General features: G+C 71.8%; 16 protein-coding genes and 1 pseudogene. 4 read left to right on the top strand and 13 right to left on the bottom strand.

Annotated features, from left to right (window positions below; all coding sequences use genetic code 11):
* The first annotated feature begins 73 nt into the window (after positions 1-73).
* Complete coding sequence (locus OG898_RS07390; RefSeq protein ID WP_266955753.1) at positions 74-1,084, top strand: sigma-70 family RNA polymerase sigma factor; 1,011 nt, start codon at positions 74-76, stop codon at positions 1,082-1,084.
* Here the strand turns inward: OG898_RS07390 and OG898_RS07395 are convergent.
* Complete coding sequence (locus tag OG898_RS07395; protein WP_266955755.1) at positions 971-1,339, bottom strand: STAS domain-containing protein; 369 nt, start codon at positions 1,337-1,339, stop codon at positions 971-973. The two genes, OG898_RS07390 and OG898_RS07395, sit on opposite strands and share 114 nt — an antisense overlap.
* Positions 1,340-1,362: 23 nt before the next feature.
* On the opposite strand from OG898_RS07395, the gene OG898_RS07400 reads away from it, so the two are divergent.
* The gene (locus OG898_RS07400) at positions 1,363-1,938 is read left to right on the top strand and encodes a ferredoxin (RefSeq protein ID WP_250746134.1); all 576 of its coding nucleotides are present in this window, start codon (positions 1,363-1,365) and stop codon (positions 1,936-1,938) included.
* 101 nt (positions 1,939-2,039) lie between these two features.
* On the opposite strand, the gene OG898_RS07405 is transcribed toward OG898_RS07400, so the two are convergent.
* From OG898_RS07405 to OG898_RS07455, 11 genes and pseudogenes are all read right to left on the bottom strand, one after another.
* On the bottom strand, positions 2,040-3,317 hold the full coding sequence (locus tag OG898_RS07405; protein ID WP_266955758.1) for a thymidine phosphorylase: 1,278 nt from the start codon (positions 3,315-3,317) through the stop codon (positions 2,040-2,042).
* 111 nt (positions 3,318-3,428) lie between these two features.
* Positions 3,429-3,821 carry a cytidine deaminase gene (locus OG898_RS07410; protein WP_250744015.1) on the bottom strand — a complete coding sequence of 131 codons (393 nt, stop codon included), beginning with the start codon at positions 3,819-3,821 and terminating at the stop codon, positions 3,429-3,431.
* Positions 3,818-5,083, bottom strand: coding sequence for an ABC transporter permease (locus OG898_RS07415; protein ID WP_250744016.1), 1,266 nt, complete (start codon positions 5,081-5,083; stop codon positions 3,818-3,820). The genes OG898_RS07410 and OG898_RS07415 overlap by 4 nt, the downstream gene beginning before the upstream one ends.
* Positions 5,080-6,195 carry an ABC transporter permease gene (locus tag OG898_RS07420; protein ID WP_250744017.1) on the bottom strand — a complete coding sequence of 372 codons (1,116 nt, stop codon included), beginning with the start codon at positions 6,193-6,195 and terminating at the stop codon, positions 5,080-5,082. The genes OG898_RS07415 and OG898_RS07420 overlap by 4 nt, the downstream gene beginning before the upstream one ends.
* On the bottom strand, positions 6,192-7,835 hold the full coding sequence (locus OG898_RS07425; RefSeq protein ID WP_250744126.1) for an ABC transporter ATP-binding protein: 1,644 nt from the start codon (positions 7,833-7,835) through the stop codon (positions 6,192-6,194). Before OG898_RS07425 ends, OG898_RS07420 begins: the two co-directional genes overlap by 4 nt.
* Before the next feature lie 263 nt (positions 7,836-8,098).
* Positions 8,099-9,157, bottom strand: a complete 1,059-nt coding sequence (locus tag OG898_RS07430; protein ID WP_250744019.1) for a BMP family protein — start codon at positions 9,155-9,157, stop codon at positions 8,099-8,101.
* Between the two features lie 218 nt (positions 9,158-9,375).
* On the bottom strand, positions 9,376-10,653 hold the full coding sequence (locus tag OG898_RS07435) for an amidohydrolase (RefSeq protein ID WP_266960118.1): 1,278 nt from the start codon (positions 10,651-10,653) through the stop codon (positions 9,376-9,378).
* 149 nt (positions 10,654-10,802) lie between these two features.
* Positions 10,803-11,975, bottom strand: coding sequence for a hypothetical protein (locus tag OG898_RS07440; protein WP_250744021.1), 1,173 nt, complete (start codon positions 11,973-11,975; stop codon positions 10,803-10,805).
* A gap of 133 nt (positions 11,976-12,108) precedes the next feature.
* A complete protein-coding gene (locus OG898_RS07445) occupies positions 12,109-13,017 on the bottom strand; it encodes an N-acetylneuraminate synthase family protein (protein WP_266960120.1) in 909 nt (302 codons plus the stop codon).
* Between the two features lie 444 nt (positions 13,018-13,461).
* Positions 13,462-13,950 (bottom strand): annotated as a pseudogene (locus tag OG898_RS07450) (hypothetical protein); the annotation flags it as partial.
* A 101-nt stretch (positions 13,951-14,051) separates the two neighbouring features.
* On the bottom strand, positions 14,052-15,497 hold the full coding sequence (locus tag OG898_RS07455) for a DUF6716 putative glycosyltransferase (protein WP_266955763.1): 1,446 nt from the start codon (positions 15,495-15,497) through the stop codon (positions 14,052-14,054).
* Between the two features lie 176 nt (positions 15,498-15,673).
* Here OG898_RS07455 and OG898_RS07460 point away from each other — a divergent pair, with 176 nt between their 5' ends.
* Positions 15,674-16,642 (top strand): glycosyltransferase family 2 protein, encoded by a 969-nt coding sequence (locus OG898_RS07460; RefSeq protein ID WP_266955765.1) that lies wholly within the window; start codon positions 15,674-15,676, stop codon positions 16,640-16,642.
* Entirely contained in the window at positions 16,639-18,009 is a 1,371-nt protein-coding gene (locus OG898_RS07465; protein ID WP_266955767.1) for a polysialyltransferase family glycosyltransferase, read from the top strand. Before OG898_RS07460 ends, OG898_RS07465 begins: the two co-directional genes overlap by 4 nt.
* A gap of 48 nt (positions 18,010-18,057) precedes the next feature.
* Here OG898_RS07465 and OG898_RS07470 read toward each other — a convergent pair whose 3' ends face one another.
* On the bottom strand, positions 18,058-19,377 hold the full coding sequence (locus OG898_RS07470) for a hypothetical protein (protein ID WP_266955768.1): 1,320 nt from the start codon (positions 19,375-19,377) through the stop codon (positions 18,058-18,060).
* Positions 19,378-19,487 lie beyond the last annotated feature (110 nt).

Genomic DNA, 19,487 nt, shown 5'->3' on the forward strand with positions numbered 1-19,487 from the left:
GTGCCGGGCTGCGGTTGTCGGACCCCTCGGGTAGTTTCCGAAGTATCGGGAACTAGCAGGGGGATCAAGGGACATGACGGAAACGGCCGCCCACGGGACCGAGCTCGACGCCGCGCTCGACCGGTATCGCGTCGAGCTCACCGGGTACTGCTACCGCATGCTCGGCTCGGCCTTCGATGCCGAGGACGCGGTGCAGGACACGTACATCCGTGCCTGGCGGAGCTTCGAGAAGTTCGAGGGGCGCTCCTCCCTGCGGTCGTGGCTGTACCGGATCGCCACCAACGTCTGTCTGGACCTGCTGAACGCGGGGAACAAGCGGGCCCGGCCGATGGACCTGAGTGCTCCGCAGCACCAGGCGTCCGCCGTGCTCAACGAGCGGCCCGAGGTGACCTGGCTGGAGCCGGTGCCCGACGGGCGGGTGCTTCCGCAGACCGCCGACCCGGCGGAGATGGCGCTGGCGAAGGAGTCCGTACGGCTCGCGTTCGTCGCCGCGCTCCAGCACCTGCCGGCCAAGCAGCGGGCCGTGCTGATCCTGCGCGAGGTGCTGGCCTGGAAGGCCGACGAGGTGGCCACCCTGCTGGACACCACCGTCGCCTCGGTGAACAGCGCGCTGCAGCGGGCCCGCGCGACGCTCGCCGCGAGTCGGATCCGGGAGAGCGAGTCCGCGGATCCGCTGGACACCGACCAGGTCAAGCTGCTGGAGCAGTACCTCGCCGCCTTCGAGGCCTACGACATCTCCCGGCTGACCACCCTGCTCCACGAGGACGCCGTGCTGTCGATGCCGCCGTTCGACCTGTGGCTCCGGGGCCACGAGGACATCGCGGCCTGGCACCTGAACCAGGGCATCGGCTGCAAGGGCTCGCGGCTGCTCCCGACGACGGCGAACGGCATGCCGGCCTTCGGCCAGTACCGGCCGCGCGAGGACGGGCAGCCGGGCTGGACCCCGTGGGCGCTCCAGGTCCTGGAGGTCTCAGACGGGAAGATCGTCGGGCTCAACGCCTTCCTGGACACCGCCCGGTGGTTCCCGCTCTTCGGGCTCCCCGAGCAGCTCGACGAGTCCTACGAGGTGGAGAAGGGCGCGTAAGGCGGGCCCGGCCCCGGTGACCCGGAAGGGGCGGCCGGCGGCCGTCAGCCGCAGCCGGGCCAGGGCCTCGACGGCGTCGAGGCCCGGCGCGGTGACGGCCCCGGCATCGCACACGACCGCGGTCGCCCCGCCGTCGTAGAGCCGGGCCAGCCACGCGCACAGGTGCGCCGCGTCCTGTCGGTTCGGGGCGGGTCCGGGCAGTACGAGTCGTTGGCTCTCCACGAGGTGATGACCGCCGCGCCTTCCGGAACTCATCGGCGCCCGCCCAGAATGGTCCGATGATCACTGGCTACTGGGATCCGGTGCCCACCGCCCGGCGCCTCGCCCCGCCCGAGGGCTCGCGCTTCGCCCATTTCGGATCGCCCATGTTCAAGGGGGTCTGGGCCGATCGGAACTGGCGCAACGTCCCCGGCCCGTTCTACGGCGCGGACACCGACAGCCTGATGCTGAGCCGCGACTGGGCACCGGCGCACATCGCGTATGACGGCGGCTACGAGTTCGTCTTCCGCCAGCCGGTGAACGAGCGGGAGACCGAGACCCTGCTCGACGGCGTCGGCTGGGAGCTCTACAACGGCTACGCCATGGACGGCGACGACCACTGGACGGTCGAGGGCGTACGCGACTGGTGGCGGGACCGGGGCCGGGTGCGCGAGTGGGCCGTGGAGACCGGCGCGGAGTGGGCCGCGTGGGACGAGAGGGACGAGTACTCCGGCTTCTACCGCGCGCACGCGCAGGGACACCGGGACTTCGTCGCGCACATCGACGACGGCCTGGAGGCCTACCTGCGCGGCTACCTGTACTGGCTGGAGCACCGGCGCGAGCCGGAGCCCGGGGAGGCCCTGCCCGGCCTGTGAACCGGCCGGCCTGCGAACCGCCCGGCCCGTGCCCCCCGGCCGGGAAAAGGCGCCGGCGCGGCTCCGGACGGGGAGCCGCGCCGACGGGATCGGGGCCTGGATCAGGCGATGCGGTCCAGGACGATCGGGGTCGCCGAGAAGGACGTGCCCGCCGCGGCGATGTCGAAGGCGCCGTCCAGCGCCGCCAGGGCGTAGTCGAACTTCTCCGGAGTGTCCGTGTGCAGGGTCATCAGCGACTGGCCCGCCGTGACCGTGTCGCCCGGCTTCGCGTGCAGCTCGATGCCCGCGCCCGCCTGGACCGGGTCCTCCTTGCGCGCGCGGCCGGCGCCCAGGCGCCAGGCGCCCACGCCCACCCCGTACGCGTCCAGCCGCGTCAGCACGCCCGAGGACGGGGCCGTGACCACGTGCTGGTCCCGCGCGACGGGCAGCGCCGCGTCCGGGTCGCCGCCCTGGGCCGCGATCATCCGGCGCCACACGTCCATCGCGGAGCCGTCGGCCAGGGCCTTCGCCGGGTCGGCGTCCTTGATGCCCGCGGCGTCCAGCATTTCCCGGGCCAGGGCCAGGGTCAGCTCGACCACGTCCGAGGGGCCGCCGCCGGCCAGGACCTCGACCGACTCGCGGATCTCCAGGGCGTTGCCGGCGGTGAGGCCGAGCGGGGTGGACATGTCGGTGAGCAGGGCGACCGTCTTGACGCCGCTGTCCGTGCCCAGGCCCACCATGGTGCGGGCCAGCTCGCGCGCGTCCTCGATGTTCTTCATGAAGGCGCCGGTGCCGACCTTCACGTCCAGGACGAGGGAGCCGGTGCCTTCCGCGATCTTCTTCGACATGATCGAGGAGGCGATCAGCGGGATGGCCTCGACGGTGCCGGTCACGTCGCGCAGCGCGTAGAGCTTCTTGTCGGCCGGGGCCAGGCCGTCGCCGGCGGCGCAGATGACGGCGCCGGTGGTGTCCAGGACGTGCAGCATCTCCTCGTTGGAGAGCAGGGCGCGCCAGCCGGGGATGGATTCCAGCTTGTCCAGGGTGCCGCCGGTGTGGCCGAGGCCGCGGCCCGAGAGCTGCGGTACGGCCGCGCCGCAGGCGGCGACGAGCGGGGCCAGCGGCAGGGTGATCTTGTCGCCGACGCCGCCGGTGGAGTGCTTGTCCGCCGTCGGGCGGGAGAGGGAGTCGAAGTTCATCCGCTCGCCGCTGGCGATCATCGCGGCGGTCCAGCGGGCGATCTCGGTGCGGTTCATGCCGTTGAGCAGGATGGCCATCGCCAGCGCCGACATCTGCTCGTCGGCGACCACTCCGCGCGTGTACGCGTCGATGACCCAGTCGATCTGCTCGGGGCTCAGTTCACCGCGGTCGCGCTTGGTGCGGATGACGGAGATGACGTCCATGGAAGTGCTTCCTTCTACGCGCATAGAGAGAGGAGAGGGGTTACCGGTCGCCAAGGACTGGTGGAAGGACGGCGGCCCCCCGCCCGGCGGGGCGGAGGGCCGTCGGCACGGCTATCTCAGATGGTCCGGCCCGAAGGCCTGCGGCAGCATCGCGGAGAGCGGCAGGACGCCTTCCGGCGTCTCCACCTGGAGCTCGGCACCGCCGAACTCGAAGAGGAGCTGGCGGCAGCGACCGCAGGGGACGAGGATCTCTCCCTTGCCGTCCACGCACGTGAAGTGCGTGAGGCGGCCGCCGCCCGTGGCCTGGAGGGAGGAGACCAGCCCGCATTCGGCGCACAGGCCGAGCCCGTAGCTGGCGTTCTCGACGTTGCAGCCGACGACGGTGCGGCCGTCGTCGACCAGCGCCGCGACGCCGACCGGGAAGCCCGAGTACGGGGCGTACGCCTTCGACATGGCGTCCCGGGCGGCCTCGCGCAGCGCCTCCCAGTCGGGAGCGGCCGTCACTTGCCCTGGCCCTTGCGGTACGGCATGCCGTCCGCCTTCGGCATCCGCAGGCGCTGCGCGGACAGCGCGAGCACCAGCAGCGTGGTCAGGTACGGGGCTGCGTCCACGAACTGGCTGGGCACCTGGTCCGTGAGCGCGTACCAGAGGAACAGCAGCACGGCGAAGACCGCCGAGACGCCGGCCGGGACGTAGCGCTTCTTGTAGAGCTGCCAGGCGACGACCAGGACGAGCAGGATCGCGATGAGCAGCAGCATCGCGTGGACGTTCTCGGCACCGCCGCGCAGCTTGAGGCTGTCGGTGAAGCCGAACAGGCCGGCGCCCAGCGCCATGCCGCCCGGCATCCAGTTGCCGAAGATCATCGCGGCGAGGCCGATGTAGCCGCGGCCGCCGGTCTGGCCCTCCTGGTAGATCGGGCTGGCCACGATCGACAGGAACGCGCCGCCCAGGCCCGCGAGGGCGCCCGAGACGATCACGGCGATGTACTTGTACTTGTAGACGTTGACGCCGAGGGATTCGGCGGCGACGGGGTTCTCGCCGCAGGAGCGCAGGCGCAGGCCGAAGGTGGTGCGCCACAGCACCCACCAGGTGCCGGGGATCAGCAGCAGCGCGACGACGGTCAGCAGCGACAGGCCGGTGACCAGGCCGCCCACGACGCCCGCGACGTCGGAGACGAAGAACCAGTGCTTGCCCTGGAGGGTCGCCATCCAGTCCGACAACCCCGGCACGGTGATCTCGTAGATCGGCTCGACGCGCGGGGACTGCTTGGAGGAGCCGCCGGGCGCCTCGGCGAACGTGAAGTTCGACAGGTACTGGGTGAAGCCCAGCGCCAGGATGTTGATGGCCACACCGGAGACGATGTGGTTCACGTTGAAGGTGACCGTGATGATCGCGTGCAGCAGGCCGCCGATGGCGCCGCCGATCAGGCCGGCGACGACGCCGGTCCAGGGGCCCCACTGGTAGCCGGCCCAGGCACCGAACCAGGTGCCGAGGATCATCATGCCTTCGAGGCCGATGTTGACGACGCCCGCGCGCTCGGCCCACAGGCCGCCGAGGCCGGCGAGGCCGATCGGCACGGCGAGGGAGAGCGCTCCGGAGACCTGGCCGATGGAGGTCAGGTCGTCCGCGCCGCTGATCACGCGGACCAGCGAGACGAGCGCGAGGCCGCCCGCGATGATCAGCATGATCCACGGGAGGGTGAGCTTGGTGCGTCCGCCCTGCTTCTTGGGCGCGGCGCTGGTCGCGGAAACGGTGCTGGTGCTCACGCCGAGACCTCCTTCTCGGTCGTGATGGCGTGGCCTGCGGCCAGCTCCTCGCCGACCTTCTGCTGCTGGCGTCGGATCCCGTAACGGCGGACGAGCTCGTAGGAGACGACGACCGCGATCACGATCAGGCCCTTCATGATCGTGCCGATCTCCTTCGCGTATCCGGCCGTGTCGAGCGAGGCCGAGGCCTTGTCGATGAAGGCCATCAGGAACGCGGCGAAGAAGATGCCGACCGGGTGGTTGCGGCCGAGCAGCGCGATGGTGATGCCGGTGAAGCCGACACCGACCGGGAAGGACAGGCTGTACGTGTGGCTCTCGCCCAGCAGCACCGGCATGCCGGCGAGACCGGCGACGGCGCCGGAGATGAGCATCGAGGTGATGATCATCTTCTTGGCGTCCACACCGGAGGCCTGCGCGGCGGACTCGCTGGCGCCGGTGGCGCGCAGGTCGAAGCCGAAGCGGGTGCGGCCCAGCACGAACCAGTAGACGATGCCGAGCGCGAAGGCGATGAAGGTGAAGCCGTAGATCTCCAGGCCGTCACCGAGGGAGATCGCCGGGAACCAGCCCGACTTCGCGATCTCACCGGTGGTCAGGTCGTTCGAGCCCTGGGGCTGGACGCCGAGGTTCTTCGGCAGGATCAGCCAGGCGATCAGGCTGGTGGCGATCGCGTTCAGCATGATCGTGGAGACGACCTCGCTGACTCCGCGCTTGGCCTTCAGGATGCCCGCGATGCCGGCCCAGAAGGCACCGACCAGCATGGCGACGATCACGATCAGCAGGATGTGCAGCGGGCCGGGCAGCGAGACCGCCGCGCCGACGACCGCCGACAGCATCGCCGCGAGCCGGTACTGGCCGTCGACGCCGATGTTGAAGAGGTTCATCCGGAAGCCGACGGCCACGGCCAGGGCCGCCAGGTAGTACGTACCGGCCTGGTTGACGATGAGGACCTGGACGTCCTCGTAGCCCGCGTTCTCCACCATGAGCCGCAGCGGTTCGATCGGGTCCACACCCGTCGCCGCCAGGACGACCATGGTCAGCAGGAAGGCGGTGACCAGCGCGAGCGCGGGCCCGGCGAAGCCGAGGAGCAGCCGGTCCTTGTCGAGTTTCTTCATCGGGCCTCGTCCTCCGGGGAGTCGGTACGGGCATCCGTGCCGGCGTCGGAGCGGTTGTCGGTGGCGTCGGTGACTTCGAGGTGCCCGGAGGCGGCGCCCGTCATGGCGGTGCCGAGCTCCTCGGGGGTCACGGTCGCGGGGTCGGCGTCCGCGACCAGGCGGCCGCGGTAGATGACGCGCAGGGTGTCGGACAGGCCGATGAGCTCGTCCAGGTCGGCGGAGATCAGCAGGACCGCCAGGCCATCGCGGCGGGCATCGCGGATCGCGTCCCAGATCTGCGCCTGCGCGCCGACGTCCACACCGCGGGTGGGGTGGGCGGCGATGAGGAACTTGGGGTTGTGGCTCATCTCGCGGCCGACGATCAGCTTCTGCTGGTTGCCGCCGGAGAGCGAGGCCGCGGTGACCTCGATGCCGGGCGTGCGGACGTCGTACTCGCGCACGATCCGCTCGGTGTCCTTGCGCGCGGCCTTCGGGTCGATGATGCCGCGCTTGGAGTTGGGGGCTTCGGTGACGTGGCCGAGGATGCGGTTCTCCCAGAGGGAGGACTCCAGCAGCAGACCGTGCCGGTGACGGTCCTCGGGGATGTAGCCGATGCCGCCCTCGCGGCGCTTGCGCACCGGGGACTTGGTGATGTCCTTGCCGTCGAGGGTGATGACGCCCGCGTCGGGGGTCATCATGCCCATGAGGGCCTCGATCAGCTCGGTCTGGCCGTTGCCCTCGACGCCCGCGATGCCGAGGATCTCGCCCTTGTGGATCGTGAAGCTGATCCCGTCGAGCAGCAGGCGTCCGGCGACCGCGCTCTCGCGCAGGTTGGCGTCCGGCAGACCCGGCGTGCGCGCGGTGTCCTCGGTGACGACGGGCGCGCCGCCCTCGGCGACGGTCAGCCGCTCGACCTGGAGCATCGGGACGGTGGTCACCGTGGACTCGCGGGTCTCCGGGGAGGGCAGCTCGGAGCCGACCATCAGCTCGGCGAGCTGCTTGGTCGTGGCGGTCCGCGGGTCGGCGGTGCCGACCGTGGTGCCGCGCCGGATGACGGTGATGTCGTCGGCGACCTTCAGGACCTCGCCCAGCTTGTGCGAGATGAAGATGACGGTCAGGCCCTCGGACTTGAGCTCGCGCAGGTTGTCGAAGAGCGCGTCGACCTCCTGCGGCACGAGGACCGCGGTCGGCTCGTCGAGGATGAGGATCTTCGCGCCGCGGTAGAGGACCTTGAGGATCTCCACGCGCTGGCGGTCGGCGACACCCAGGTCCTCGACCAGGGCGTCGGGACGCACGCCGAGGCCGTACGCGTCCGAGATCTCCTTGATCTTCTTACGGGCCTTCGCGCCGATGCCGTAGAGCTTCTCGCCGCCGAGGACCACGTTCTCCAGGACGGTGAGGTTGTCGGCGAGCATGAAGTGCTGGTGCACCATGCCGATGCCGCGGGCGATGGCATCGCCGGGGCTGCTGAAGGAGACCTGCTCCCCGTCGATGGCGATGGTGCCCTCGTCCGGCTTCTGCATGCCGTAGAGGATCTTCATCAGCGTCGACTTGCCGGCGCCGTTCTCGCCGATCAGGGCGTGGACCGTGCCCTTGCGGACGGTGATCGCGATGTCCTTGTTGGCGACGACGCCGGGGAAGCGCTTGGTGATGCCGTGCAGTTCTACGGCGGGGGGCGGGCTGGACGCGTTGATGACGCACTCTCCTTGGCGCGGAAGGAGCTGAAGACAGGGAGGGGACAGGGCGGGGGGAGAAAGTATCGCGTCCACGATGCTTCTACGCGCGTAGCACTGTCGAAAGTGAAAACTTGCGGCCAACCGGCCACAAGATCACATGAAACCACGTGACACGGGCCGGGGCCCGGGAGCGATGAGACCGCTTCCCGGACCCCGGGTATCACGTGTGCAGCGGGTCCGACCAGGCCTTACGGCGCGGTCTTGACCTCGATCTTCTTGGCGATGATGTCGGCCTTCGCCTTGTCGACCGCGGCGACGAGGTCGGTCATCTCCTTGTACTTCGGGTTGGAGTCGGCCAGGCCGACGCCGTCCTTGTCCAGGCCGTAGCGGACCTCACCGGACTGCGGCTTGCCGTCCTGGACCGACTTGATCAGGTTGTAGACCGAGTCGGAGACGTCCTTGGTGACCGAGGTCAGGATGAAGTCCTTGTACTTCGCCAGACCGGCCTGGTTGTACTGGTCCGAGTCGACGCCGATGGACCACTTGCCCTTGGCGGACGCGGCCTCGATGGCACCGGAGCCGGCCAGACCGGCGGCCGAGTAGATCACGTCGGCGCCCTTGTCGAGCTGGCCCTCGGCCGCGGCCTTGCCCAGGTCGGGCTTGGCGAAGCCGTCGAAGTTCGGCGGCTGCGTCAGGTACTGGACGAGCACCTTGGCGTTCGGGTTGGTGTCCTTGACGCCCTGCGCGAAGCCGGCCTCGAACTTCTTGATCAGCGGAACCTCGACACCGCCGATGAAGCCGACCGTGCCGGTCTTGGACGCCTTGGCGGCGGCGACGCCGGCCAGGTAGGAGCCCTGCTCCTCGTTGAAGACGAGGTTGGCGATGTTCTTCGCCTGCACCGAGGTGTCGTCGATGATGCCGAAGGTGGTGTCCGGGAACTTCTCGGCGACCTTCTTGATGGCCGGCGCGTAGGCGAAGCCGACGCCGATGACCGGGTTGTTGCCCTTGCGGGCCAGCTCGGTGAGGCGCTGGACCTTGTCGGCCTCGCCCTCGCCGTCGGTGGGCTCCGCCTGGGCGCCCTTGATCTTGAGGTCCGTCTCGGCCTTGTGCAGACCCTCGTAGGCGGCGTCGTTGAACGACTGGTCGCCGCGGCCACCGATGTCGTACGCGATGGCGGCGGACTTCTCCGCGGAGGACGAGGCGGAGGAAGACGAGTCCGAGGACTTCTTACCACCGCAGGCGGTGGCCGAGAGGGCCAGCGCGGCGGACGCGAGGCCCACGGTGGCGATCCTGGTGATCCGGCGCAAGGGGAGGCTCCTTCAAAACCTGACCGAAGCGCCACGACCGGCGCTGGTTTCGCCGAGATCGTAACGCGCGTAGATGTCAGTTAAAGGCCCGTTCATGAGTCGTTATCGGATCGTCGTGAACCAGACAGTGACCGATCAGTAACAGCCGACGCATCCAGCCCATGTGTACCAAGGGCCGGACGCGTCCGCCGGATCGACCGCCGATGTTGTAAGAACTTCTACCCGGCCGGCCCCGCGAGCCTGGCGCGTCGCCCTTCGAGCTGGTCGACGGCACGTCCGTCGAGCAGGGCCGCGGCCGTGAAGAACTCCACGCCGACCCCGATCGCGGTCTCGTCGACGTCGAAGTCACCCCGGTGCAGATCCCGCTTCGCCGTGTCCCCCGGCGTACGGACGCCCAGGCGCGCCATGGCTCCGGGGACGTGCTCCAGGTACCAGGAGAAGTCCTCGCCGCCCAGGCTCTGCTCGGTGTCCTCGACCGAGTCCGCCCCGCGCCGGGCGCCCATCGCCTCGCGCAGCAGTTCGGTGACCATCGGATCGTTGACGACCGGAGGCACCCCGCGCACGTAGGTGATCTCCGACTTGGCCCGGTGCATCGAGGCGATCTCGTCGATGATCGCGTGGATCTGGTCGGGGGCCTCGTGCCAGGAGGCCAGGTCCAGGCACCGAACGGTTCCGGACAGCTCCGCGTGCATCGGGATGACGTTGCAGGCGTGCCCGGCCTCGATCCGGCCCCAGGTGACCGACATGCCCGAGCGGGCGTCCATCCGCTTGGTCAGCAGCGCCGGCAGGTCGAGGGCGAGCCGGGCGGCCGCCGTCACCAGGTCGGTGGTCAGGTGCGGACGGGCGGTGTGCCCGCCGGGCCCTTCGAGGGTGACCTCCAGCCGGTCGCAGGCCGAGGTGATGGGCCCGGTGCGCAGGCCGATGCGGCCGGCGTCGACCCGGGGGTCGCAGTGCAGGGCGATGATCTTGCCCACGCCGTCCAGCACCCCGGAGTCGATGGCCTCGGTGGCGCCGCCGGGCAGCACCTCCTCGGCGGGCTGGAAGAGCAGCCGCACCGGCCGGGGCAGCTCGCCCCGGCGGTCGAGCTCGGCGAGGACGAGGCCGGCGCCGAGCACCACGGTGGTGTGCACGTCGTGGCCGCAGGCGTGGGCGCGGTCCGGGACGGTGGAGCGGTACGAGACGTGCGTCTTGGCATCCGGGATGGGCAGGGCGTCGATGTCCGCGCGCAGGGCCAGCATGGGACGTACTCCGTCCCAGGTGCCGACGTCACAGATGAGACCGGTGCCCGACTTCAGCACCCTCGGGCGCAGGCCCGCTTTCTCCAGCCGGGCCTTGATCGCCGCCGTGGTGCGGAACTCCTGGTGTCCTAGCTCGGGATGCATGTGCAAGTCCCGGCGGAAGGCGATCAGTTCGGCACGCAGGTGGTCCGGAAGCTTGCCGGGCAGCTCGGGCCGGTCGGGCGTGCCGGGCAGGGCGGTCTGGGACTCGCGGGACATCAACTGGTTCACCCGTTTAAGGGTAGGCCCACCCATGGGTCAACTGACTGGAGATCACCAAAAGTTCATGCCGTTAGGGGAAAGAAACCCGGCCTCTGGACGCATGACCGGATGAAGGCGCGGGTAAACTCGCGCGCTCACTCATGCACTCATCCGGCCGCCTGAGCCGTCTGAGCAGGAAGTCTGTGCACATCACGGGCGGTGTCGGTGACTCCGGCGAGGAAACCGCGGGCCCGCTCCGAAGCCGACGGGGTGAGCCAGCTCGGATCGACATCGCATACGGCCACGGTCACGCCGGTGCCGATCAGCGCGTAGGGCAGGGTGTGGACGACCGTGGACGGGAAGCTGACGATGGTCCGGCCGACCGGGCCCCGCCGGGCGATCAGCTCCAGCGGCAGGTCCGGACGTACGATCTCCAGCCCCGTCGCCTCGCTCAGGACGCGCAGCTTCTCCGGGGATTCCCGGCGGTGGGCGAAGTAGCGGGTCGCGCCGTGTTCCAGGGTCAGGGCGCGCACCGCCTCCAGATAGCGGTCCGGGTCGACCACGCCGGTCTCCACCAGCGAGGTCCCGACCAGGTCGGTGCCCTTGGTCAGACGGGGCGGGCCGAACCGGGCCCGGGTCCACGCGAAGTCGTTGAGCCGGACGGTCATCCCGCTGTGCGCGGTGACCGGCATCGAGCTGAACACCTCGACGCGGCGGCGGCCGTCCGGGCCCGGGGTGAACCGGCGCCGGGCCGTCGCCGACACCGGCGCGTACGCCAGCTCGCGCAGCCGGCCCGGGAGGCCTCCGCCGCCGACCCGGTGCCAGCGCACGAGGCGCTCGCCGCGGGCCGTCTGGGCGACGAACTCCATGGTCGCGGTGCCGTCGTCGACCACGACGAGCTCCTCGGCCCGGACGAGCGTGAGCAGGAGCTGCACGTAGCGGGAGAACGGATCCCCTATCACCACCCGCTCGGCCGCCCGCACCTCCCGCGCGAGCGCGGCGAAGGCCTTGACCGGCGCGAACCGGCCGCCGCGGGCCTCCTGCCAGCGCACCTCGTGCCCCTCGTCCCGGGCCAGCCCCGCCATCCGGCGCAGCTGGCCGCGGGACATGGGGTCGGTGGGCGGGAGCACGACGATGCGCAGGCCCTGCACGGCGTCCGGTGCGGCCGACCCGGACACCCCGGCCGGACCGGGACCGGTCCCGCCGCCGCGGGCCGGCTGGCGCGGGACGACTCCGAGGAGCCGGCCGGCGCCCCGGGCGTGCGCCCACTCCAGGACGTTGAGGAGCTGGACCGGGCTCTCCACGAAGGCCAGCGTCGGGGCGGGGGCTGAGGGGGTCACCAGGTACTCCTCGTCGGAGGGTGGAGGGGACGGGTGCGGCCACGGCCGGCGTGCGCCGGACGGAGTCCGGCGCAGCGCCCCGAAGCCCGGGAGGCCCGCCAGGGCCGAGCGGTACGAGGGGCGCGTGGAGAACTCACACCGCGGCGAGCTCCCCCTGGACGCGGCGGAGCTTCTTCATCGGGCCGAGCTCGGAGGCGTAGACCCGCTTGACGCCGTCGCCCAGCGCGGTCTCGATGGTGCGGATGTCGCGGACCAGGCGGCTCAGGCCGCCCGGCTCTACGGAGGCGGCCTGGTCGGAGCCCCACATCGCGCGGTCGAGGGTGATGTGGCGCTCGACGAAGGTGGCACCGAGGGCGACGGCGGCCAGGGTGGTCTGCAGGCCCGTCTCGTGGCCGGAGTAGCCGATCGGGACGTTCGGGTACTCCTCCTGGAGGGTGTTGATCACCCGCAGGTTGAGCTCCTCGGCCTTGGCCGGGTACGTCGAGGTGGCGTGGCAGAGCAGGATGTTGTCGCTGCCGAGCACCTCCACCGCGTGCCGGATCTGCTTCGGGGTGGACATGCCGGTGGAGAGGACGACGGTGCGGCCGGTGGAGCGCAGCGCGCGCAGCAGTTCGTCGTCGGTCAGCGAGGCGGAGGCGACCTTGTGGGCGGGGACGTCGAACTTCTCCAGGAAGGCGACGGCCTCGGTGTCCCACGGGGAGGCGAACCAGTCGATGCCGCGCTTGGCGCAGTGCTCGTCGATGGCGCGGTACTCGCCCTCGCCGAACTCCACGCGGTGGCGGTAGTCGATGTAGGTCATCCGGCCCCAGGGGGTGTCGCGCTCGATGTCCCACTGGTCGCGGGGGGTGCAGATCTCGGGGGTGCGCTTCTGGAACTTCACGGCGTCGCAGCCGGCTTCGGCGGCGGCGTCGATGAGGGCGAGGGCGTTGCCGAGGTCGCCGTTGTGGTTGATGCCGATCTCGCCGACGACGTAGACGGGGTGGCCCGGTCCGGCGGTGCGGGAGCCGAAGGTACGGAGGCGGGGGGCGGGGGTGACCGTCATGGCAGGGCTGTCCTTCGGAGCGTGGGGTGTACGAGGAGGTGCGGGCACTGGGGTGTGGGCTGGGGTGTGAGCCGGGGTGTTGACCGGGGTGGTGGCCGAGGCCGGGAGGGGTGTGCGGGCCGGGGCGGCGAGGGGGGCGAGTACGGGGACGAGGGCGCGGGCGCGGGCCAGGTCGTGGGGGTCGTCGATCTCCAGCACCCGTGCCGGGTCGGTGGCGACCGGGACGGTCCGCCCGAAGAACCGGTGGCGGGCGGTCCGGAAACCGGCGGCGTCCATGGCGTAGGCGGCGCCGGTCTCCAGCAGGTCCTGGGGGCGGTCCTGGCGGCGGGGGCGGTACGAGGTGTCGTGGTTGACCCCGGTCCCGGAGCCGTCGGGCGCCGCCCGCCAGAGGAAGCCGTGGAAGGGGGCTGCGGTGAGCGCGGAGTCGGCGGCGCCGGACGCGACGGCGGCGGCGACGGACTCCACGTCGGAGGCGGTGACGAAGGGGCTGGTGCACTGGACGAGGAGGACCACGTCGACGGTGACGGAGTGCAGCTCCTCGAAGGCGTCGAGCGCGTGCAGCAGGGCGGCCTCGCTGGTCGCGGTGTCCCCCGAGATCCCGGCGGGCCGCCGCAGCACCACGGCCCCGGCCCCGCGGGCGGCGTCGCCGATGGCCTCGGAGTCGGTGGACACCAGGACGTCGGTGACGGTCGCGGCCCCCAGGCAGGCCCGGACGGCCCGGACCACGAGCGGCATCCCGCCGACGTCGGCCAGGTTCTTCCCGGGCACGCCCTTGGACCCCCCGCGCGCGGGGATCACGGCGAGCACCCTGGGCACGGCGCGGGCCTCGCGGAGGGACCCCGCGGTGGCCGGGGCGGGGACGACGGCGTGCGGAGCTGCGGCGCGTGGGGCGACCGCGGGCAGGGCTGCGGCCCGTGTCACGGCCGCGGGCATGGCTGCGGCGGGCGCAGCTGCGGCGCGGGTGGCGGCAGCGGCGCGGGTGGCGGCGGCGCGGGCAACGGCGGCGCGCGTAACGGCTCGGGCCGGGCGGGGGCTCACAGCTCCCCCAGGCGGCGGATCACCGGCGCGACGCGCTGGACGCCGTGGCGGTAGGCGCCCCGGGCGGCTTCGCGCAGGTGGGCGCGGAGCAGGCGGCGCAGCCGGGACCCGTCGGCGCCGGTCCGGGCCGCGCCTGGCAACGGGTGCCCGTCGGGGCCGAGATGGTGCCTGGCCAGGATCCCGGGCAGGTATCCCGGCGCGGTGTCCTGGGTGTAGTAGGGCGCCACGGGCGGGAGCGGAGCCCCGCCCAGCAGTTCCGCGAGGCGTACCCGCGCGGCGGTGTAGGGGTCGTGCCCGCCGGAGTCCGCGGCCGGTCCGGGCGCCGGGGCGGCGGAGGCGGCAGGTGCTGCCGGGGTCACCGAGCCCGCCGGGGTCGCCGGTGCGCCCACGCCCTGGGCCGCCAGCCAGTCCGGATCCGCCTTCGGGAGCAGGCCCGCGTCGAGCTGGGTCCAGGAGGCCAGGCAGCCGGAGCCCAGGAAGTGGTGGTTGCCGAGGGTCTCGCGGACGCCGAGGTCGGTCAGGACGGCCGTCGGGATGCCCCGGTGGAGGGATTCCAGGGCCGCCGTGGAGGAGACGGTGACCAGCAGGTCCGTGGTGTCCAGGACCTCGCCCATGTTCCCGTACACCAGACGGCAGTTGGAGGGGAGGCCACCGGGGAGCTGCTCCGCGAGGCGCTGGTACGGGAGCTCCTCCAGGTGCGTGGTGTGCTCCCCCGGGCGGCTGCGCAGTTTGATCAGCACCTCGCGCCCGGGGTGCAGCCGGGCGTGTTCCGCGGCGCGGCGCAGCAGGTACGTGCGGTCCGCGCGGGCGTCCGGCACGGACGGCTGGACCGCGAAGACCACCCGGTGGGCCGTGCTCCCGACCGGCTCGTACCCGTCCGCGTCGGCCGGTGCGAGGAAGGGGAGGGCGGTTTCCACGACGGCCCCGGCGTCGGCGCCGACTCCCTCGTAGACCGCGCGGAACCGCCCGGCGTCGTGGCGGGAGTTGGCGAGGACCAGGTCGGCCCCGTGGCGCAGCAGCAGGCCGTCGGCGAGCTTCTCGTAGACGACTCCGACGTACCCGGTGACGAACGCCGGCCGTGCGGCCGGCTCCGGCCACAGGGCGCGGGCCCCGTGCAGGACAGCCTGGACGGCGCCGCCGACCAGGGCTAGGACCACCACGTCGTATCGGTCGCGGGGTTCGCGCTCCGGCGCCGCGAGTTCGGCGAGGAATCCCGCGCAGGTGACTTCGGTGAGCCGGTCCGCCCGGACCCCGACCTCGCCGAGCTGGCGCGCGGTGGGCGTGGCCCGGCCGCGGAGCAGGTATCCGGTCAGGTGGACGGAGTCCGGTTCCGGGGAAAGGCGGCGCGCGGTGAGCGCTCCCCATTTCCAGCGGGTGTCGGAATCGGCGAGTACGGCCACACGGAGGGCGGCCGGATGGGCCGCGCGGTTGCTTGCTGGCACCCGGCAGAAGTTATTCCGGCTTTTCGGTGATCGGCCCAACGAACGCACAACAGCGGGTTAACAACCCGCCGACTCCATGCGAAAGCGTGCGGGTTAACGCGCCTGCCGTGCGTCGTTCACATGGAATCCGCGTCCGGGCCACAGTGAATGACGAACGGCGCTCTAATGTCTCGCGAGTGCTCAAGCTCTCTGTTGTCGTGCCGTTCTTCAACGTGCAGACGTATGCGCCGGATGCCCTGAAAAGCCTCGAAGTCAACGCTCGGGACGATTTCGAGTTCCTGCTCGTCGACGACCGCTCGACGGACGGGACGCCCGCGCTCCTGGAACGGGCGGCCCGCGAGCTGCCCGGCGCCGTGCACCTCAGACACGAGCGCAACGGCGGCCTGGCGACGGCGCGCAACACCGGTCTGGACGCGGCCCGCGGGGAGTACATCGCCTTCCTGGACGGGGACGACTGGCTGGCGCCGGGCCACCTGGCCCGCACCCTGTCCGCCATCGAGGCCCTGAACTGCGATTTCGTCCGCACCGACCACGTCCAGTGCACGGGCAGGACGCGCAGTGTCCAGCGCGTCCCCTACGGGCCGGAGTCGGTGGTGGCCGATCCGCGCACCGCGATCCTGCCCGTCGCCCGCGCGACCTCGGTGGACTATCCGTACGCCTGGGCGGGGATGTACCACCGGCGGCTGCTGGACCGCGGGCTGCTGCACTTCACGGACGGTCTGCGGACGGCGGAGGACCGGCCGTGGATCTGGCGGCTGCACCGGGAGGCGGAGTCCTTCGCCCCGGTCGGTCTGCCCGGAATCTTCTACCGTCGCGGGGTTTCCACCTCGCTGACACAAATCGGCGACGAGCGGCAGCTCGATTTCATTCGGGCATTCGATCAGGTTCTGTCGGAAACGGCCGCCGACCGGGAATCCGATCTCCTCCTCCCGAAGGCCGTCCGAACGTATTGTGCAATTATCGCGCACCATGTCGGGTCCATCGAAAGGTTCGAACCATCCGTGGCCAGAAAACTCCGCTCGATGAGCGCGGCCGCACTCGGCAGAATGCCGCAGCAGCTCCTGGACCAGACCCTGGACTCGATGGACGCCGACCGCGCGGCCCTGCTCCGCCGGCTCCGGCGCCGCACGGCGGTGACGGCGTGAACGTCACCCAGATCTTCCTGGCCTCCACCCTCTACGGCACGGCCACCCTCGCCGCCGCCCTCGATGCCGACCTCTTCCCGCCCGCCGGCCGCCGGATCCTGCTGACCAGCAACCACTCCGTCACCGCCGAGATCACCCCCGGCCTGGCCGCCGCGCCCGGCTTCGACGCCCTGAGCACCCGCTTCGACGCGGTCCTCGACTGGAACGCCGTCATCGCCCCGCAGCACCCCAGCACCTGGAGCCCGCGCGCCGAGGACGTCCCGCTGTGGGAACGCCAGTTGCGCGCCTCCTGGGACCTGGGCACCGACCGCGTCGAGCTGATCGTGGAATCGCTCCAGGTGCCGCCCGCCCAGAGCCTGTGCCGGCTCTTCCCGGGGGCGGCCCTAGACGTCTACGCCGACGGGCTGATGAGCTACGGCCCCACCCGCTTCCGCCTCGACCCCGCGCTCGGGATGCGCGTACGGCGGGTGCTGCACCTGGACCTCGTACCGGGCCTGGAGCCGCTGCTGCTGACCGAGTTCGGCGTACGGGCCGAGGCGATCCCGTCGGCCGCCTTCCTCAAGGTCATCGGCGAGCTCGACGCGGCGGTGGGGACGCCGGAGATCGAGGCGCCCGCGAGGGCGGCCGGCTCGGACTCCGGCTCCGCGGCCCCCGCGCTCCTGCTCGGCCAGTACCTCTCCGCCCTCGACCTGGTGCCGGCCGCCGAGGAGGAGGAACTGCACGTGGAGATGGTCCGGGGCGCGCACGCACTGGGCCACCGCGAGCTGGTCTTCAAACCCCACCCCAGCGCCCCCGCCGCCTACTCCCGCCGGGCGGAGGAGGAGGCCGAGCGGCTCGGCGTGCGGCTCACCGTGCTGAGCACCCCGGTGCTCGCCGAGACCCTCTACGAGCGGCTGCGCCCGGCCCTGGTCGTCGGCTGCTTCTCCACGGGACTGCTCACCGCCGCCACCCTGTACGGGCTCCCGGTGGCCCGGACCGGCACGGGGGCCGTGCTCGCGCGCCTGTCCCCGTACCCGAACAGCAACCGGATCCCGCTCGTGCTGGCCGACGCCCTGCTGCCCGACCTCGCGGACCCCGCGGCCGTGCGCTCCTGGACCCCGCCGGGACCCGAACGGGTCACGGCGGAACTGGCGGGCCTGCTCACGGCGGTGGGCTTCACCATGCAGCCCAGGATCCTGACGGAGCACCGCGCGGAGGCCGAGCGCTGGCTGACCGCGCACCTGACCCCGGACACCTGGCGCTACTTCACCCGCCGCCGGCTGACCACCCTGGGCCTGCCCGGCGGCATCCCGGCGCAGTTGTCCTTCCTGCCCCGCAGCCGCGCCGCCCGCCGGCTGGCCCGGCTGCTGCGCAGGGCGGTCGGCTAGCGCACCGCACCGCACCCGCACCGCCCCACGCCGCCCCGGCGGTACGCGCTACGGGGTGACCACGACCTCGGCCACGCGGCTCGCCGCCTGGAAGTGGGTCGCGTCGGCGGGTGCGTACCGGGCCGTCCAGAAGCCGGTCCGCTCGGCCGTGAACTCCCGGGCGAAGGCCCCGTCGGCGCCCGTCTGCGAGGTGCCCATGAGCGTCCAGGCCGTTTCGCCGGCCGGCCGGAAGTAGTAGTGGACGGTCTGGCCGGCGAAGGGCTCCCAGGCCCGGTCCTGGCGGGTCAGCTTCCCGGCGAGCGCGATCGGACCGCCCTTCCCGACCGGCTCGGGCGCGGCGTTGAAGACCGGAACGGCCGTCGGGGTCCGCACGGCCCGCACGGCGGGGGTCGCGGAGCCGTGGATGTCCGGGGTGCCCGCGTACTGCATCCGCACGAAGCCCGGCCCCGGATAGTGCAGGGTCGTCTCCACCCGGGCCGGGGCGTTGTCCCCGGGCCCGGTGGCGACCTCCACGCTCTGGCGGGTGGTCCAGCCGGTCGCGCCGTCGGGCGAGTACTGCACGTCCACCGTCAGCGAGGTGACGCCGGCGGGGATCTCGCCGCGGTCGAACCGGGCCTTGACCTTGACGTTCTTGTCCGCGTCCGCCTCGGCCGTGAAGTCGGCGAAGGCGGTGCCGGCCGTGGTGTCCACGGTGACGTTCATGTTGGTGGTGCTCAGCCAGGGCGTGTTGTCCCGCGTCTTCCACGTGGTGTCCCCGCGCAGCGGCTGGACCACGGTGAAGCGGCCGGCGTCGTCCGTGCGGGCGGACGCCCCGCCCGCACTGATGGCGGCTCCTGCGGGTACCGGCTTCCACGTGCCGTCGGCGGACTCCCAGGTGACGGTTCCGCTGACCCGGGCGTCCGTTCCGTAGGGGCCGGTCAGCGTCGGGGAGTCCAGGGCGATGCGCGCGGTCACGGCCCCGACGGGCACGGGTACGGACGTCTCGCCCCGGGCGCCGTCCGCCTCGGCCGCCAGGTGGAGGGACGTCTTGTACGAGTCCTCTCCGTCGCCGTTCTCGGCACCGGAGACGGTGACCCTGGACTCGAAGCGCCCCCGCGCGTCGGTGGCGAGCTGCGTGATGACGGAGCCGGTCCTGGCCGTGAACGCACCCGTGAACGGCTTGGTCGAGCCGGTGCGCGGGTCGTGGACCGTGATGTAGCCGGAGACCACCGTGTCCGGGTACGCGAGGGAGACCACGCTCGCGGCCGCCACGTGGTCGAAGGACAGGAACGGCGCCGTATGGTCCACGGCGTGGGCGGCCGCGGGCATCGCCAGCGCGGCCGTCACCGACGTCACCGCACAGAGCACCGTGCGGATGTGCTTCTTCATTGATCCCCCGAGATCGATTCTTTGATCAATCTAGGGACCGGCGAGACCGCCCGATGGTTGTACGGCGAATCGGTCGAAACGGGTCGGGCCGACTCGCGGGCCGACTCGCG

It is taken from the genome of Streptomyces sp. NBC_00193, from assembly GCF_026342735.1.
GTDB classification, from domain to species: Bacteria; Actinomycetota; Actinomycetes; order Streptomycetales; family Streptomycetaceae; genus Streptomyces; species Streptomyces stoeckheimensis.